Below are 16,434 nucleotides of genomic sequence, written 5' to 3'. Positions count from 1 at the left end.
GCCCAGAGGATATAGGCAGTACCGACAGACTTGGGTTCAGCGGGGGGCAGCAGGTAGCGAGAACTCATGGAGATTTGACGAGATAACTCCGAGCGGGTACTTCCAGTTTGTCATCTTCTGGCCTGGACGGACAGAAGAGAACCGGCGTGATCTCTGCAAGCAAGCTGGGATCCCTTCTACGCTCTTGTCTGAGGGAGGGCAGCCTCAACGGGAAAACAACCGGAATAATGAGATCCAAGTCCCCCAGGCTCAAAGAACTCCGTCTCCCGCTCACGCAAGCAGTGGACATGCCTATAGAAGGCAAGGGAAAGTCGATGTTTGAGCCAATTTTAATCGGGTTGAGCGCTGTGCTCTGGGGCCTCCTCTGGGGCTACGCTACACTGCTGGTTGTGCTGGTGAACTTTAAGGAGCAAGGATCGGTTTACGCCTACCCTATGCAGGCGGTGCTGGATCGCTTTGTCGAATCCTTGGGGCTGGGCTGGCTTAAGGATCTGCATGCCCTGCAACTGAGGCCGCTGCGCCGGATCAGCTATGCTCTGTTTGGTGCCGTCACCCTAGGGGTGGCTTTCATGCTCTGGGTGTTGGGGTGAGGCGATGACCAGATCAACAGGCGCATTCCCGCAGCAACTGCAAATGCGTTAACCCAACCCGAGTTCTCGACAGGCTCATAATGACCGCTGCCCAACTGGTTGCTATTCTCTCCACTGCCATTGCCACCGCCACACCGGTGGTCTTCGCCTGCATAGGGGAAACCATTACCGAGCGGGCGGGGGTGATCAATCTCTCCGCAGAGGGGACGATCATGCTGGCCGCCATGGTTGGGTTCGCCGTGGCCAAGCTGACGGGAAGTCTGGCGTTGGGCTTTTTGGCTGCCGCCGCTGTGGGAGTGCTGTTTGCTGGGATCGTGGCCTTTGGGTCGCTGACCCTGAAGGGATCCCAAATTGCCATTGGTTTCGTCTTGACCCTATTGGGGGCGGATTTGTCTTCCTTTTTGGGCAATCCGTTCGTGCGGATCCCAGGGCCAACGGTGCCCAGCCTGCCCATCCCCTTCCTGAGAGAGGTGCCGCTGCTGGGGCCACTCCTGTTCCAAGGGGATCTGTTGCTGTACGCCAGCTACGCGCTCATCGGGGGAACTTGGTTCTTTTTGTATCGCACTCAGCCTGGCCTGATGTTGCGGGCTATGGGAGAACAGCCGGCGGCGGCTTTTGCCCGCGGCACCAATGTCATTTTCTGGCGCTATGTTTACACCCTTGTGGGGGGATCCCTATTGGGCTTGGCGGGAGCTGCTTTTTCTCTGGATTTCAAGGCCGGCTGGAGCCACCGACATACAGCAGGGTATGGCTGGATTGCTTTGGCCATCGTCATCTTCGGCGGCTGGAACCCCTTGCGGGTAGCCCTGGGGGCCTACCTGTTCGGCATTTTGCAGTCCTTTGCCGGAGTTGCCCAGACTACCATCCGCGCCGTGCCCACCCAAGTTTTTACGGTGGCTCCCTTTGTGTTGATGATTTTGGTGTTGGTGCTCACTTCTGGGGAATGGTGGGAGTACGGCTTGCGCGGGATCCCACCTCGGCTGCGGCGCTGGATCCAGCAGGCGGTGAAGGCCACTCCGCCGGCAGCTCTGGGGCAGCCGTTTGAACCGGGCTAGAGGTTGCTTCCGGCACTGCGGCTTGGGGGTCGCTGATCAGCCGGATCGGAGAGGGGAATCTGAAAGCGCTAGAAAATAGCCTGCAGTTTTTTAAGGCAAGCCTGGATCTGCGCCATCTCCGAGGGATCCAGCTTTTGGAAGCGCTCTTTCAAGTAGGCGACGTGGGCCGGGAAAATTTCCTCAAACAGTTTTTCCCCCGCTTCTGTCAGCACGACCTTAAAGCAGCGTCGGTTTTCCGGGGGCACTTCCCGGCGCACCAGCCCTTTTTGTTCCAGGCGATCCACAATGCCGGTCAGTGTCCCTTTGGTCACCAGCGTTTTTTGGGCCAAGACATTCATGGTCATCCCAGGGGTATTGCCAAGGGTAACCAACACATCGAATTGGGGGGCCGTCAGCCCCATTTGCCGAATGTGAACCCCGGCGTAATTTTCAAAAGCTTGGTAGGCCCGCGCCAGATCCCGCAACAGCCCCAAAAAAGGCTCACGGGCCGCCAATACCGTCCCCCTCAGCGGAACAGAGTCCTCAGGCTTGAGAACCTCGTCGCTTTGGAGAAGGGGGGATGGAGAGGAGTCAGCGGGAGTGGGCATGGTTGAAGATCGCAGTTCGCGTTGGTGGAACAAACTCAAACCCAAAGGACAGTCTCGGCTCCATGATAGCCCACTGTAGTACAGTTCTAACGCAAAATGAACTACGTCTATCTGCTTTGCTGAGCTAGCCCCTTCGCCGTTATGTGGTTCTCATAAAAAAAGGGGATCCACTGGATGGATCCCCCGTGACGGACAGAGCTTGTGGGGCAAACACCCGCCCAAGGCAGGTGACCACAGCAGACACTAGGGCTTCAGCTCGCTGGGGATGCGCTCCCCAAAGAGCACGAAGTAGAGAATCCGATAAATGTCCGTGTTCAGGATCCCGGTGGTCGGCACCAACTCTTGGGCGTTCAAGCCCGCAGCGCGAGCAATGACTCCACTGCCGACGTCATCTCCGGTAGCCCAAGCCACGGCAAAGGGAAAGCGCTTGCCATTCTTGTCAGGAGCAGAAATAAACGGCTTTGTGCCCGTGCCGTCAACTCCGTCAATGGGGGCACCACTGCCTTTGGGGTCAGTAGGGGGCAGCGGCTCCTCGGCGGATTCGATATCCACCAACTGCATCCCGCCGGCGTTGCTGTCGCTGGTGGTAATCATGAAGGTCTTGGGATTCTTCTCGATAAAGTTGAGAATCACCCCGATGGCATCGTCGGCCCGCTTCATGGCCTCCAGGCAGCCAGAGGCATTGAGGTTGTTGCACATGTTATCAGTGCCCTCTTCTTCGATGACGGCGAAGAAGCCCTTAGGATTGCGGGAGATCCGCGCCAGGGCAAATTCGGTCATCTCGGCAATGGTGGGGGCGCTGGCGATGTAGTTGGGCAAGTTTTCTTTCCGCAACTCTTCTTCAGGCTTGTCGTAGAAGGTGTCCTCGACGTTGAACACCCCCAAAACCTTGGAGACATCTGCCGGCAGCTTGAGCAGCTCGTCGCGGGTGTAGACAACGGCGTACCCCTTTTTCTTGGCCTCCTCAATCAGGTTGCGGCCATCCTTGCGCTTCCCTTTGCCAAAGCGGCCCTGGACACCTTCCGGCAGCAGCCATTCCTCGCCAGCGCCGAGGATGATGTCTACCCCTGACTCCACCACCTGCAGGGCAATCTCCTCATAGTCGCTGCGCTTGGCAGCTTTGGCAACGAAGGCAGCCGTCCCCGGCTCAATGATGGATCCCGTTTGCACCAGAGCCGTACCCAAGCCTGCCGCCACGGCATCTTCCATGATCGTGTTCAGGGTGCCGTTGGCAGAGGGGTACTCTTTGCCGTCCGGATCCAACCCAAAGCTCTTGGCGTGGACACGAGTTCCTGTGGCATGGGTCACCGCTCCGGCGTTGGAAGTTCCCCCAAGCTGGTCGAAATGGTGCCCGCGATAGGGGGCAATCACGGGAAGACGATCCCAGTTCAGAAAGCCATCGGGGCCGTAGTGGAGAATGCGCGTAATGTCCCAGTGGGAAGCTGAGGTTCCATCTGGGTGAAAGAAGATTGCACCGTTGCCGGTTGGCTTAGGCGCCGCTTGAGCCACACTAGAGGAAAAAACTGACGAGGACAGCAGACACAAAGTTGCAGCCAAAGCCGCCCTCAAAGAATAGCTACGCATAGCTAACACGCCCTTGCTCGTTCGAAGCTGAACGTTAGAAACGTAACACAGCTTCAGATGAGTTTGCAAGGGCATAGCAATGCAGCAGCGCGAAACGTGCCTGAAGCGAGTGCGCCACTGAGCGATTTCCCCGTCTGACAGTGCAGCTTACGGGGTCTATAACTAACGTTAACTATCTCTTAACTGTCTCATAACTGTCAAGGCTTCTCGCAGGGCTTTTGGGGTACCTGTTCTAAGGCGCAGCCGTCCCTCTCGTCAAGTGGCTCTTCTGGAGGTGATGGCGGGGTTTTTGGCCAGTGGCTGCCATGCTTGCCTAAGCTGTCTGAATTGCTGTTGCCAGCGCTGCAATTCGCCCGCCTCCAACGGGATCCCACCGAAGCGCACCTCCAGGTAGCGCTCCAAGAACCGGATGGCCACCTGGGCTTGTGGTAAGTCGGAGTGGCGCAAGTGTTCCAGGCAGGCCTCAGGGCCTAGGTGGGCTGGGATCCCCACCGCCGTCGCCAGATCCCGCAGTTGCAGATAAAGCCTTGAGATAAGCTGGCGGCGCTGCTGCGACTTGGGTAGAGTCGCCGGGATCCAGCGCATCCCAGCAAAGGCCAGACTCGGTAGCAAGAGGCCAACCATCCAGGTGGGCCAGGGGGGCGGAGGCTGCCACAGGGATCCCAGCAAAACCCCATTGCCGGCAGTGGCCAACAGAATCCACCCCCCATCCTGCCAGCGCAAAGCCCGATAGCGGCAGCGGCGACCCCAATAGGCCATGGATCCGGTGATCAAAACCACCCCCAACACCGGCAGGCCATTCTGCTGCAACGTTTGCCCCAAGGCAACCAGGCTGCGACGGAAGCCAGCACCGACATCCTCTCGATCCGGAGAGGCGGCTACAGCGCTGGCCATCTCCTGAATCTGCCGCCAGATCTGCTGCTGGGTGGATAGGTCGTACTGGATGACGTACTTAAACCAGCGGAAGCGCAAGCTGTCGTAGAAATCTTGAAGGGGATCCCACCAGCTCTGCCGCTGACTAACATTGGCCTCTGCCGGCGTAGCGTCAAAGATGACCCAGCCGTAGGGGCCAAAGGGGATCTCCGTCCAGGAATGGGCGTCGGCATTGCGCACTGCCAGATAATTTTCCTGCGCCACCCAGCGCCCGCCCAAAAAGCCATTCACCATCCGGGCCGGGATGCCAATGCTGCGGGCCAGTATCGTCAGGGCTGTGGCGAAATATTCGCAGTGGCCCCGCCGATGGGTGAACAGAAAGGCTTCCAAAGGCGGTTCAGGGCCGGGATCCGGCAGATCGGTGGTATAGGCGTAGTTCTCCAGCAGGTAGTTCTGCAAAGCCGTCACCTTGCCAAAGACATCGGGGATCCCAGCGGTAACGTCTTCAGCCAAGGCGGGAATGCGCGGATCCAGGTCTGCTGGCAACTGCAGATAGGCTGCCTGTTGGACTGGGTCGAGAGCACTGAACAGCTCCGCGTGGCCTAGCCGGCGCAAGCGCGGGCTTAACTCCCTTGAGATCCGGCTCCGGGCGCGGTAAAGATGGGGCACCTGCCGAGGCAGAGAATGGCCGATATCTCCGGTCTCGCTCAGGATGAGGCGGCGATTTTGCCGTTGCCAGGCTTGTTGCACCGTCGCCGCTCCCCCCCGCTCCAGCCATTCCATCTCCACCAGCGGGGCCACCCCAAAAACGGTGTTGGTGGCCAGCGGCTCCAGATAGATGAGCTGCTCCAAGGGGAGAAGCAGCAGGTCGGGAGCAGTGGGGATCAAGCTGGAGGCAGAGAGATCAAATACCCCTGCTGCGTTGGGGAAAATGGGGATGAAGCGGTCTAGCGTTCGCGACCAGGCCCGTCCATCGTAGCGATCGAAGCTGATCCCGCGCCAGTAGAGGGACTCCACACGGGGTGGCACCCCTCCAGGAAACTCCACCCGCATGACAACGGTGTTGTCGGTTTTGAGGGTGCCGAATTCTCCCAGGCTGACTTCCTCGGCAAAGCCAGTGGTCATCACCGGCGAGCGGGCCTGGCGACCCAGAATTCCTAAACTGACCCGCGGGAACAGGAAGAACAAAGCCACCGACAGGATCACCGCCAGCAAGGCCAGGGATCCGAGAAAGCCCAAAAAGTTGAGGTTGATGCCACGGGTTTGGCTGGCTGCCTGCGGGTGCTGCTCTGCTTGCAGGCGCAGGTGGTAAAGGGTGAGGTTGATTAGCCCTACCCCCACGTACAGCAAAAACAGCAGCCCAAAGCTGATGTCTTCGTTGAACAGGGTGGCAATGGCCATCAGCAGCAGAGACAGCACCGCCAACTGGATGTGATCGGCTGCCCGTTCCCGCTGAAACAGCTTGGCCCCCGTTAGGTAAAGCACCAAGCCAATGGCCCCATCGGAAAAGGGAAGGATCCCAAAGATAACCAAAGCCAGCAGGCTAAGCAACACCGCCACCGTCAGGGGCATCCACAGGGGGGCATAGCGGGCAAAAGCAATCCTTGGCGGCTCCCAAAACCAACTGCAGGCCCCTGCGGCCAAGCAAACGGCAATGACCGGTGGCGACAGAGCCTGATCCCCCAGACAAAGGGCCGTGAAGGCGATCCCCACCAACAGGTAAACAAACACCTTTTGAACGGATGGCAGTGTCCAGGTCATGGCCCTTGGGATTCAATCCTTTCCAGCATAGCCAAGTCTTTTTTGCTACCGGTTTGCCCTCCCTGGGATCCCCTTTTGGACAAAGCGAAGAGCATTAGAATCGTCAACTAAGAATCGTTAAGATTTTGTTACTCGCCGGTCTCGACGGGATACCTGTGACACGCTGCGCGAAAAGGTGGTGAGATGTCCAGCCAAAACGAAATTCACGTGGTGGGGGCGCGGCAGCACAACCTCAAGAATGTCGAGCTGCGGATCCCGCGCGATCGCCTGGTGGTGTTCACCGGCGTCTCCGGCTCTGGCAAGTCCTCCTTGGCTTTCGACACCATCTTTGCCGAGGGACAGCGGCGCTATGTGGAATCCCTCAGCGCCTATGCGCGACAGTTTTTGGGGCAACTGGACAAACCGGATGTGGATCGCATCGAAGGGCTGAGTCCGGCCATCTCCATCGATCAAAAGTCCACCAGCCACAACCCCCGTTCCACCGTCGGCACCGTTACCGAAATCTACGACTACCTGCGGCTTCTGTATGGGCGAGCTGGGATCCCGCACTGCCCCCATTGCAACCGGGTGATCGCCCCGCAGACGGTGGATCAGATTGTGGATCAGATCATGGCTCTGCCGGATCGGACGCGGTTTCAGTTGCTTTCGCCGGTGGTGAAAGGAAAAAAGGGCACCCACGCCAACTTGTTACAAAGCCTGCGACACCAGGGGTTTGTGCGGGTGCGTGTCGATGGCCAGGTGCGGGATCTGAGCGAGGAGATCGAGTTAGCCAAAAACAAAACCCACACCCTTGAGGTTGTGGTGGATCGGCTGGTCAAGAGCCCCGACATAGCGGAGCGACTGGCCGATTCTCTGGCAACCTGCCTGCGCCAGTCGGGAGGAATTGCGGTGGTGGAGCTGCTGCCGCGGGAAGAGGAGCGAGAACAGCTGCTGCAAAAGGTGGCCGAGTCGGCGGGGCAATACCTGAACAGCAAGCCAACGGAGCTGATTTTTTCTGAGCAATTTGCCTGCCCGGAGCACGGTTCGGTGATGGGCGAGCTGTCGCCGCGCCTGTTTTCCTTCAACTCGCCGATTGGGGCCTGTCCTGTCTGCCACGGGCTGGGTTTTGAGCCCATCTTCGACCCCGAGCGGATCGTGCCCGATCCCAAGCTCCCCTTGTACGCGGCCATCGCCCCTTGGGCAGAGCGGGAGAACCCCTACTATCTGGCTTTGTTGGCGGGAGCCGCCAAGGCTTTTGGCTTTGACCTCAGCAGCCGCTGGTGTGATCTCACCCCCCAGCAACAGCAGATCATCCTCTACGGCGCCGACCAGGAGGTCTACATCGCCGAGGTAGAATCTCAGTACCGAGGCCGGGGGTACTATCGCCGCTATGAGGGGGTGATTCCCCAATTGCAGCGGCACTACCAGGAAACCACTTCCGAAATCTATCGGCAAAAGCTGGAAGCCTACCTCACCTACCGTCCCTGTTCCGCCTGTGGGGGATCCCGTCTCAAGCCGGAAGCTCTGGCCGTGCGCATCGGCGGCTACCGCATCACGGATCTCACCGAGATCTCCATCCGCGACTGCCTGCACCGCCTGGAGCAGTTGAAACTTACCCCGCGACAAGTGCAGATCGGCGAGCTGGTGCTGCGGGAGATCAAAACCCGGCTGCAGTTTCTGGTGGATGTGGGCCTGGACTACCTAACGCTGGCCCGTCCGGCCATGACCCTCTCCGGGGGCGAAGCGCAGCGGATCCGGCTGGCCAGCCAGATGGGCTCCGGCTTGACGGGGGTGCTCTACGTGTTGGACGAACCCTCGATTGGCCTCCACCAGCGGGACAACGAGCGCCTGTTGCAAACCCTGTTTCGCCTGCGAGATCTGGGCAACACCCTGATCGTGGTGGAACACGACGAAGAAACCATCCGTGCCGCCGACCACATCGTCGATATCGGCCCTGGGGCCGGCATCCACGGGGGGGAAGTGGTGGCCCAGGGATCCCTGGCGGACATCATGGCCTGCGAGCGCTCCATCACCGGAGCTTATCTTTCGGGGCGGCTGCGGATCCCGACCCCTGCGCAGCGGCGGGCTGGGAAAGCGGTTGCCCTCAAGCTCACCAATGCCCACAAAAACAACCTCAAGCACATCGATGTGGAGATCCCTCTGGGCAAGTTGGTCTGTGTTACAGGCGTCTCCGGCTCCGGCAAATCCACCTTGGTCAACGAATTGCTCTACCCTGCCCTGCAGCACCATCTTGGACACAAGGTGCCCCAACCCGCGGAGATGGGAGAACTTGAGGGCATCGAACACATCGACAAGGTGATCGTCATCGACCAATCTCCCATTGGCCGTACCCCCCGCTCCAACCCTGCCACCTACACCGGCCTGTTCGACCCGATCCGCCAAACCTTTGCCCAAACCTTGGATGCCAAGGCCAGAGGCTACCCATCCGGCCACTTTTCCTTCAATGTCAAGGGGGGGCGCTGTGAAGCCTGCAAAGGGCAGGGGGTGAACGTGATTGAAATGAACTTCCTGCCCGATGTGTACGTCACCTGCGAAGTCTGCGGGGGCAGCCGTTACAGCCGCGAAACCCTGCAGGTCAGGTACAAGGGCAAGAACATCGCCGAAGTCCTGGATATGACGGTGGGGGAGGCGCTGGAGTTTTTCGCTGCCCTGCCTCCTGCCGCCAAGATCCTGCAGACCTTGGCCGATGTGGGCCTCGATTACATCAAGCTGGGCCAGCCAGCTCCTACCCTCTCCGGTGGGGAAGCGCAACGGGTCAAGCTGGCCGCAGAACTGGCCCGCCGCTCCACCGGCAAAACCCTCTATCTGCTGGATGAGCCCTCCACCGGCTTGTCTTTTTACGATGTCCACAAGCTCTTGAACGTCCTGCAACGGCTGGTGGATACAGGCAACACCGTGCTGGTGATCGAGCATAACCTGGACATTCTCCGCTGTGCTGATTGGATTATTGACTTGGGGCCAGAGGGCGGCGACCGCGGCGGCCAGATCATCGCCGTTGGCACTCCAGAACAGGTGGCTGAGCACCCCGGATCCCATACAGGGCGATATTTGAAGCAGGTTTTGCAACAACATCCCCCAGGTCGCTGAGCAACTCAGCCTGCTCCAGGGAGAAAGTTGACCGAAAGCGGCTGTCGGGATCCCCTTTCGCTTTTTGCTCTGCTCACCTCAGCCATGGCGGTGGAGGACTGATGCGGCGAGGACTCTATCCCACCCAGGCGCTCCGCACCGTGAACGCAAGGGTGAACGGTTAGCCTGAGTCTCACGTCGCTATGGCATGATGGGTCGGAAGGAAAAGGTTCGCACTCTCCCCATGGTAGGGCAGACCCTGGGTGGCCGCTATCAGATCTTGGAAGCACTGGGATCCAGCGGACAAACCTACTTGGCACAAGATGGCCATCACCCTGAGCGGCTTCGGGTGGTGATCAGGCGCTGGCAGCCCGGCCAAAGTGCTCTGCACCGCGAACGGGGTGAGGACTCCGCCTCGCTGCGGCATCTCTTTCAACAAGAAGCGGCCCTGCGGGAACACTTGGGATCCCACGAGGGTATCCCCCGCCTGTTGGCCTGCTTTGAGCAAGAGGGGGAGTTTTATTGGGTGGAAGAATGGGTTGAAGGGCCCACCCTGGAACAAGCTCTATTGCTGGGCGACACAACCGAGAAGGGCCAGCTAACGACTCCGTCCCGCCAAATGCACTGCCATTGGGGGCACGACTGGACAGAGGCTGAGGTACGGGCCTTGTTGCAGGATGTGCTGCAAACCTTGGCCTTCCTAAACCGGGAAGGGGTGAGCTGCTGCAACCTGCAGCCCTCTCGCTTGATCTACCGTCAGGCGGATGGCCGATGGGTGTTGTTGAAGTGGGGGGGTGAGGAACAGGGTCTGGCTTTTTCCGGCTCTGGCTTCGGGAACCCCTATGGCCCCAGGCATTGCAGCGACCTCTATGCTCTTGGGCTGATTGCCCTGCAGGCCCTCTGCGGGATCCCGCCCCAGAAGCTGTTTCGCGACCCGTTGACGGGGGAGTTGCGCTGGCACGATCTGGCCTCTACTAGCGCTCCTTTTGCTGCTTTTCTGGATCGTTTGGTGAGCTGCAACCCACAACAGTGCTTTCCTTCAGCAACAGCAGCTCTGGCCGCTTTGCAGGCTTTGCCCCCCGCCGAGAGCCCCCCTGCCGCCGAACTCCTGTCCCAGCCCAGCCCTGTCGCCGCCGAGCCCTTACAGGAGCCAACCACCCCACCGCGTTCTCCGGTATCGCTGCGGGCGCGTCCCCGGATCCCACCGGTTTGGGCGGGGGGCAGCTTAGCGGCTTTGCTGGTGTTGACGGTGGCAGGGGTATGGCAGATGAGGGCGAACCTTGGCCTGCGGGGGGAGCCCAAGGATTCTGTCCCCCTCACGAGAACGGGATCCTCTGGCCCGGCAAAGCGCAACGGCCTGGGACTCCGTCCTACTCGCGAGAACGGTTCTCATGCCTCCGTCCCCACCGCCGTCACGGTCGCGGAAGCGTCGCGTAGCGATAACGACCCGGCAGACTGGGCCAAGTCTTTGCAGCTCAAGGCTACGCTGGAAGGCCCTGTCGCCGTCACTGCTCTGGCCATCAGCCCGGATGGAAATCTCCTTGCTGCCGGGGGAGACGACGGCGTGATCCGGCTTTGGGATCCCCAGGCTGGCCAACTGCTCCAGAGCTGGGCAGGCCACGAGGGATCCGTTGAGGCACTGGCCATCAGCCCAGATGGTACCTTTTTGGTGAGTGGGGGGGCAGACAAGACGGTACGGGTCTGGGATCTGGCGACCCTGGGGGATCCGGCTCTCTCGCCTGGGGATGTGCTGGCGCGGCTGCAGTTGCAAGGGCACACCGGGTTGATCAACAGTGTCGCCATTAGCCCCGATGGTCGTTGGATTGCCAGTGGCAGCGCCGACCGCACCATCCGCCTTTGGCAGGCCGACAACGGCCAGTTGATCCGCACCCTGGCGCCTCCCACTGCTGCCGCCCAGGAGACCCCTCAGAGGGCTGGCATTACAGCAGTGGCCTTTGGCCCAAGACCTACCCGTATGAATACTTCCCACCAATCTGAAGGGATCCCCCCTTGGATCTTGGTGGCCGCTAATGGAGATCCCACCGTTCACCTTTGGGATCCTGGCAGCGGGGCCTTGCTGGAAACCCTAAAGGCCGACTACCCCATCGAGCAGGTGCTTCTGAGCCCAGATGGCCGCTATTTGCTCGCTGGCAGTACCGGTGGCATCTTGGTCTGGAACTTGGGCACGGGATCCTTGGAGCGCACCTTGCCCCAGACTTTGTCCGGCTTGGCCGCCCTTGCCCTCAGCCCTGATGGCCGCTTGCTCGCCAGCGGCACCGATTACCGCGCTCACCAGATCAAGCTCTGGGATCTGCGCAGCGGAGAACAGTTGCGCACCCTGGGCGGCCAGACTTGGATGGTGAGCGTCTTGCTGTTTGGCCCCGGTCGCGGAAGCGTCGCGCAGCGATATGGGCAGACCCTTCTCAGTGGTGGCGCCGATGGCTCAATTCGCATTTGGGGGCCAGCCGACCCAGCTCAGCCCTAGTGGGATCCAAGCAGATAAAATACTCGACGAAGAAGGGATCCCGGCAGAGCATGGGCAAAGTTGTCATCATTGGGGCGGGGCTGGCCGGCTTGGCTTGCGCCAAAGTGCTGAGCCAGGCGGGGTGGAGGGATGTCCTGGTTCTGGAAAAAAGCGACGGCCCTGGGGGGCGGGTGCGTACCGACAAGGTGGATGGCTTTCGCCTGGATCGCGGCTTTCAGGTGCTGTTCACCGCCTATCCCAAAGTGCGACAGCATTTGGATCTGGGCAAGCTCGATCCCCGTCCCTACCGGCCCGGCGCTATTTTGGCTCAACCCGGTCGCTGCTGGCTGTTGGGGGATCCCCTACGGGATCTGTCCAGCCTTCTCCCCTCTTTGCTCAACCCCTTGGCCAGCTTTGGGGACAAGCTCAAGGTGCTGCAATTGCGATCCGAGCTGGCGCGCCGCAGCCCGGAGCAGGTTTTTCAAGAAGGGCTAGGGGGATCCGATTGCTCGCTGCGGGAGTTTCTGGAGCAGTACGGCTTTTCCCAACAGATCTGCCAGCACTTTTTCTACCCCTTTTTCCGCGGGATCCTTCTAGATCCGGATCTGGGCAGTAGCGCCCGCCTCTTTGCCTTTTATTTCAAGATGATGGCCGAGGGATCCATTGTCACCCCGGCCTTGGGCATGGGAGAACTGGCCCGACAACTGGCCGGTCACCTGTCCCCCGAACAGATTCGCTACCAAGCCCCGGTGGAGCGCATCCTGGCAGAAGACGGGAAAGTGCGCGGGATCCGCACCGCCAAGGGTGAAGAGATCCCTGCCGAGTGGGTAGTTTGTGCTACTGATGCCCCTCAGGCACGGGCCTGGCAGGCGGAGCTGTGCCCTCAAGCCCCCACCCCCATTCCCACCCAGGGGCGAGCGGTGACCTGTCTCTACTTCTGCGCCCCCTTTTCCCTCAGCCGCGGCGCCTACTTGTACCTCAACGCCACCGGCCAGGGCTGGATCAACCATTGGGTCCAACTTACCCGCATCAGCCCGGCGCTGGCTCCTCCTGGCCAACACCTGTATTCGGTGGTGGTGCTAGGGGATCCCCCCTTAGGTGACGAGGAGCTGGCCCAAGCCTGCCGGGCCGAGCTGCAAACTTACTTCCCCGTCGCGGCAGCGTCGCGTAGCGATAAAGCCCCCTTGGAGCAACTGCGCCTGCTGCGGGTGTACCGGATCCCTTTTGCCCAGTTTGTACAACCCCCCGGCTTTCAGCAGCATCTGGTTCCCACCTTTAGCGGCTTGCCGGGCCTCCTTTGGGCCGGGGAATACACCCACCAGAGCAGCCTCGAGGGATCCCTGCGCAGCGGCGAACAGGCAGCGGCGTGGATCCTCCAAAAATCCGCCTAGATCTGTACAAAGCAATACAGACTTTCTTAAGCCTGCTCCCAGAACCAAAGCCGGGATCCCGTGGTATGAAGGGGGTGAACTTGGTCGCCCACGAGGATCCCTCTGTCATGCAAAACGCTACCCTCAGCCCCATCCCGCTCCTGCAGCGGTCATTCGAGATGGCGGGCCCCATCTATAGGCCGCTGCTGATCCTGGCCTCTCCTGGCTTTATCATTCCCATCGTCGCGGAGCTGATCCCGCTTGCCGGGGGGATCCTCAACTTGGCCTATGGCCTGATCGGCCTGCCCATCCTGGCAGGGGCAGCCTTTTGGCTGGTGGATCAGCACTTGAAGCAGCGCACTCCTCCCCTGGGCAACAGTCTGGATCAAGCTGTCTCCAAGGCAGTGCCTCTGGTATTCGGCAGCATCCTGCTGGTGCTGATTGTCTCGCTGGGGATGCTGCTGCTTGTACTTCCCGGCATCTACTGGGGGATAAGGCTGGCTTTCACGCTCTGCGCGATTGTCCTGGAAGACAAAGGTGCCACGGAAGGGTTGGGCTACAGTTGGAACCTCGTCAGGGGCCGTTGGTGGGGGGTGTTTTGGGCATTTCTGGCCGTGGGTTTGATCTTCGGCATCGCGATCCTGATTTCGTTTTCTGTTGGGGGGATCCTGGGAGATACCCTAGGTGCGGCTGTGGTTGGGAATGCTGCCGCCACGGCAGTTGCGCCTATCCTCGATATCTATACAGTGCTCCTGTTCCGATCCCTGCAGCAGCTGCAAGCGCAAGCAGCGTAGTTTGGCTTGCCCTCACCCCCAATCCTTCCCCCCTGGCGAGAGGGAAGTTGCAGTTGGCCTAGGGAGAAGGGCGCTCCAGGATCCCTCCCCCCAGCAGGAGATCCCCGTGGTACCAGACGGCGGCTTGGCCAGGAGTGACCCCAAACTGCGGCTCGGCAAACTGCAGCTTTACCCGCTCTGGCGATTCCGGGATCACCATGGCGGGCACTGGGGGGGTACGGTAGCGCACCTGAACCTCAACAGCCAAGGATGCCGTCGGCGCCGGGATAGAGACCCAGTTGACTTGGCTTACCCACGCTTCAGCCTGGGTAGCCTCCTCCCGTTCCCCCACGACAACGCGGTTCATGGCCGCATCGATGCGCACCACGTAAAGCGGACGGGAAGAGGCAATCCCCAACCCCTTGCGCTGGCCCACCGTGTAGTGGTGGATGCCCTCATGGGATCCCAGCACTCGCCCCTGGGTATCGACGATTTCCCCTGGCCTTTGCCCAAGGTATTGATCCAAAAAGCTCCGCATCGAGCCATAGGTTTCAATCAAGCAGAGATCCTGGCTTTCGGGCTTGTCGGCTGTAACCAGCCCGTAGCGGGCAGCCAACTGACGGGTTTGGGCCTTGGTGTACTCGCCCAAGGGGAAGAGGCTATGGGCTAGGTGCTCTTGGCTGAGGTCGTAGAGAAAATAGGACTGATCCTTCTGCCGATCTACCGCCCGCAGGAGTTGGTAACGTCCTAGCTCGGCGTTAAAGCGCACCCGTGCGTAGTGGCCGGTGGCCATCTGCGAGATGCCCAGCTTTTCGCGGGCATAGGCCAGCAGGGGGCCGAACTTCACCGTTTTGTTGCATTGGGAGCAGGGCAGGGGAGTAATGCCCTCCGCGTAGCCGGCTACCAGGTAATCGACAATGTTGGCCTGGAACAGCTCGCGGCTATCCACCACATGGTGCGGGATCCCCAGCTGCTCACAAACAGCTGCCGCATCCACCAAGCCTTCGGTACAGCACTGCCCCTTCCCCCTCATGAGCCAGAGGGTGACCCCCTCCACGGCGTAGCCCTGTTCCTGCAAAAGGGCCGCCACCGTAGAGCTATCCACACCCCCAGAAAGGGCCGCCACAATGCGGGGCCGCGACGGGGATGCAACAGGTGAAACCGATGAGTGGGGGCTGATAACCATTGAGACAAGGGATCCTAGGAAAAGAAAGGCTCAGCCGGAAACAGAGGAGGCCTCTCTCTGGGGATTGGGGAACCCGGAACAAGCTGAGCCGGGATCTTTACTTTAGCCTTCCTCAGAATTGGCTGGCCCGGATCCCTTCTCAGGGGTGGTTTCTGAGATGCCCCTTTGCCGCAAGCGCCGCAGCGAATCCAGAGCCGCCGCCGCAACGCTATCGTGGGGATCCCTGGCCAGGTAGTTGAGAGCAGAAACGCTCTTGGGGGAAGGCAAATTGCCCAGCGCTTGGGCCAGCCGCTGCCGCACCAGCCAGTCTTCCGATTGGGCAAACCGCAGGATGTGATCCAGGGCCCGCGGATCCCCCAGTTCCCCCAAAGCCGCAATGGCCGCTTGCTGCAGCAACACCTCCGGCCCATCCAAGGCTCGCAGAAGCACCTCGTAAGCCCGCGGATCCTTCAAGTTCCCCAAGGCCACCGCGGCACTGAAGCGCACCAGCCATTCTACATCCTCGTAGAAAGCACGCACTAAAGCTTCAAAAGCCCGCGGATCTTCCAAGTAGCCCAGGGCACCTGCCGCGTCGGCGCGAATGCCATAATCCGGGTCTTGGGTGAGGATTTCCAGCAACTTGGGCAGACAGGCGTCCGTTTGCTTGATCCCCAGGGCAAAGACGGCAAAAGAGCGCACCTGCAGGTTCTCATCGTCGATGACCTGCAAAATCAGCGGCACCGCCTGCTCTGCCGGCACATCCCGCAACTGGGCCAAGGCCACCATCCGGTCTGCAGAACGCGGGCTGCGCAAGCGTTGAGCGATCTCCTGTAAACGGGCGGGGTTGGCGGAATCCAAAGCAGAGACAGTCATGGCGTTAACAAATATTTACAATCTTTCTTCAGTATGGCAAACGAGGCTGCGCTTGGACAGAGGCCGTCTTTGTCTGGCCCGGTCGGGATCTCTGGGGACATGGTGCCACTGTTTCGATCGACAAATCCTAGCACTGTTGTCGAGAAAAGCAGGTTGACTTGGCCCCATCACGAAGATTTTGGATATTTTGGTGGAGAGGATACGAGGCTGATACATTTACGCTGAACACTGCTGAACATCACTGTTCAACTATGCAGCGATAGCATTCTGTTT

General features: G+C 60.2%; 11 protein-coding genes. 6 read left to right on the top strand and 5 right to left on the bottom strand.

Annotation, left to right across the window (positions count from 1 at the left end; all coding sequences use genetic code 11):
* Positions 1-314: 314 nt before the first annotated feature.
* Positions 315-590, top strand: a complete 276-nt coding sequence (locus NW839_RS13065) for a hypothetical protein (RefSeq protein ID WP_041436392.1) — start codon at positions 315-317, stop codon at positions 588-590.
* An 80-nt stretch (positions 591-670) separates the two neighbouring features.
* Positions 671-1,645 (top strand): ABC transporter permease, encoded by a 975-nt coding sequence (locus NW839_RS13060; protein ID WP_414350874.1) that lies wholly within the window; start codon positions 671-673, stop codon positions 1,643-1,645.
* 68 nt (positions 1,646-1,713) lie between these two features.
* Here the strand turns inward: NW839_RS13060 and NW839_RS13055 are convergent, their stop codons facing one another.
* From NW839_RS13055 to NW839_RS13045, 3 genes are all read right to left on the bottom strand, one after another.
* Positions 1,714-2,232, bottom strand: coding sequence for a MarR family winged helix-turn-helix transcriptional regulator (locus NW839_RS13055; RefSeq protein WP_238376932.1), 519 nt, complete (start codon positions 2,230-2,232; stop codon positions 1,714-1,716).
* A gap of 243 nt (positions 2,233-2,475) precedes the next feature.
* Entirely contained in the window at positions 2,476-3,816 is a 1,341-nt protein-coding gene (locus NW839_RS13050) for an alkaline phosphatase (RefSeq protein WP_414350877.1), read from the bottom strand.
* A gap of 255 nt (positions 3,817-4,071) precedes the next feature.
* Positions 4,072-6,450, bottom strand: a complete 2,379-nt coding sequence (locus tag NW839_RS13045) for a DUF3488 and DUF4129 domain-containing transglutaminase family protein (protein WP_414350879.1) — start codon at positions 6,448-6,450, stop codon at positions 4,072-4,074.
* A 183-nt stretch (positions 6,451-6,633) separates the two neighbouring features.
* Between NW839_RS13045 and uvrA the strand changes: the two genes are divergently transcribed.
* From uvrA to NW839_RS13025, 4 genes are all read left to right on the top strand, one after another.
* Positions 6,634-9,537, top strand: coding sequence for an excinuclease ABC subunit UvrA (gene uvrA / locus NW839_RS13040; RefSeq protein ID WP_414350882.1), 2,904 nt, complete (start codon positions 6,634-6,636; stop codon positions 9,535-9,537).
* 223 nt (positions 9,538-9,760) lie between these two features.
* The gene (locus tag NW839_RS13035; protein ID WP_414350885.1) at positions 9,761-12,001 is read left to right on the top strand and encodes a hypothetical protein; all 2,241 of its coding nucleotides are present in this window, start codon (positions 9,761-9,763) and stop codon (positions 11,999-12,001) included.
* Positions 12,002-12,051: 50 nt separating this feature from the next.
* Entirely contained in the window at positions 12,052-13,371 is a 1,320-nt protein-coding gene (locus NW839_RS13030) for an FAD-dependent oxidoreductase (protein WP_414350887.1), read from the top strand.
* A 65-nt stretch (positions 13,372-13,436) separates the two neighbouring features.
* Complete coding sequence (locus NW839_RS13025) at positions 13,437-14,144, top strand: glycerophosphoryl diester phosphodiesterase membrane domain-containing protein (RefSeq protein ID WP_414350890.1); 708 nt, start codon at positions 13,437-13,439, stop codon at positions 14,142-14,144.
* Positions 14,145-14,202: 58 nt separating this feature from the next.
* Here the strand turns inward: NW839_RS13025 and mnmA are convergent, their stop codons facing one another.
* Positions 14,203-15,309, bottom strand: coding sequence for a tRNA 2-thiouridine(34) synthase MnmA (mnmA, locus tag NW839_RS13020; protein ID WP_414350891.1), 1,107 nt, complete (start codon positions 15,307-15,309; stop codon positions 14,203-14,205).
* Between the two features lie 102 nt (positions 15,310-15,411).
* Entirely contained in the window at positions 15,412-16,161 is a 750-nt protein-coding gene (locus NW839_RS13015) for a HEAT repeat domain-containing protein (protein WP_414350892.1), read from the bottom strand.
* Positions 16,162-16,434 lie beyond the last annotated feature (273 nt).

Origin of the sequence: Synechococcus sp. R5-15, assembly GCF_047462035.1 — a bacterium.
Lineage (GTDB): Bacteria > Cyanobacteriota > Cyanobacteriia > Thermostichales > Thermostichaceae > Thermostichus.
This window is presented reverse-complemented; position numbering and strand designations above follow the sequence as displayed.

Bases quoted from the DNA above. Each gene is read 5' to 3' on its own strand.
- NW839_RS13035 (WP_414350885.1), top strand. From the start codon at position 9,761: ATGGTAGGGCAGACCCTGGGTGGCCGCTATCAGATCTTGGAAGCACTG.
- NW839_RS13060 (WP_414350874.1), top strand. From the start codon at position 671: ATGACCGCTGCCCAACTGGTTGCTATTCTCTCCACTGCCATTGCCACC.
- NW839_RS13050 (WP_414350877.1), bottom strand. From the start codon at position 3,816: ATGCGTAGCTATTCTTTGAGGGCGGCTTTGGCTGCAACTTTGTGTCTG.
- NW839_RS13055 (WP_238376932.1), bottom strand. From the start codon at position 2,232: ATGCCCACTCCCGCTGACTCCTCTCCATCCCCCCTTCTCCAAAGCGAC.
- NW839_RS13015 (WP_414350892.1), bottom strand. From the start codon at position 16,161: ATGACTGTCTCTGCTTTGGATTCCGCCAACCCCGCCCGTTTACAGGAG.
- NW839_RS13030 (WP_414350887.1), top strand. From the start codon at position 12,052: ATGGGCAAAGTTGTCATCATTGGGGCGGGGCTGGCCGGCTTGGCTTGC.
- uvrA (WP_414350882.1), top strand. From the start codon at position 6,634: ATGTCCAGCCAAAACGAAATTCACGTGGTGGGGGCGCGGCAGCACAAC.
- NW839_RS13065 (WP_041436392.1), top strand. From the start codon at position 315: ATGTTTGAGCCAATTTTAATCGGGTTGAGCGCTGTGCTCTGGGGCCTC.
- NW839_RS13045 (WP_414350879.1), bottom strand. From the start codon at position 6,450: ATGACCTGGACACTGCCATCCGTTCAAAAGGTGTTTGTTTACCTGTTG.
- NW839_RS13025 (WP_414350890.1), top strand. From the start codon at position 13,437: ATGAAGGGGGTGAACTTGGTCGCCCACGAGGATCCCTCTGTCATGCAA.
- mnmA (WP_414350891.1), bottom strand. From the start codon at position 15,309: ATGGTTATCAGCCCCCACTCATCGGTTTCACCTGTTGCATCCCCGTCG.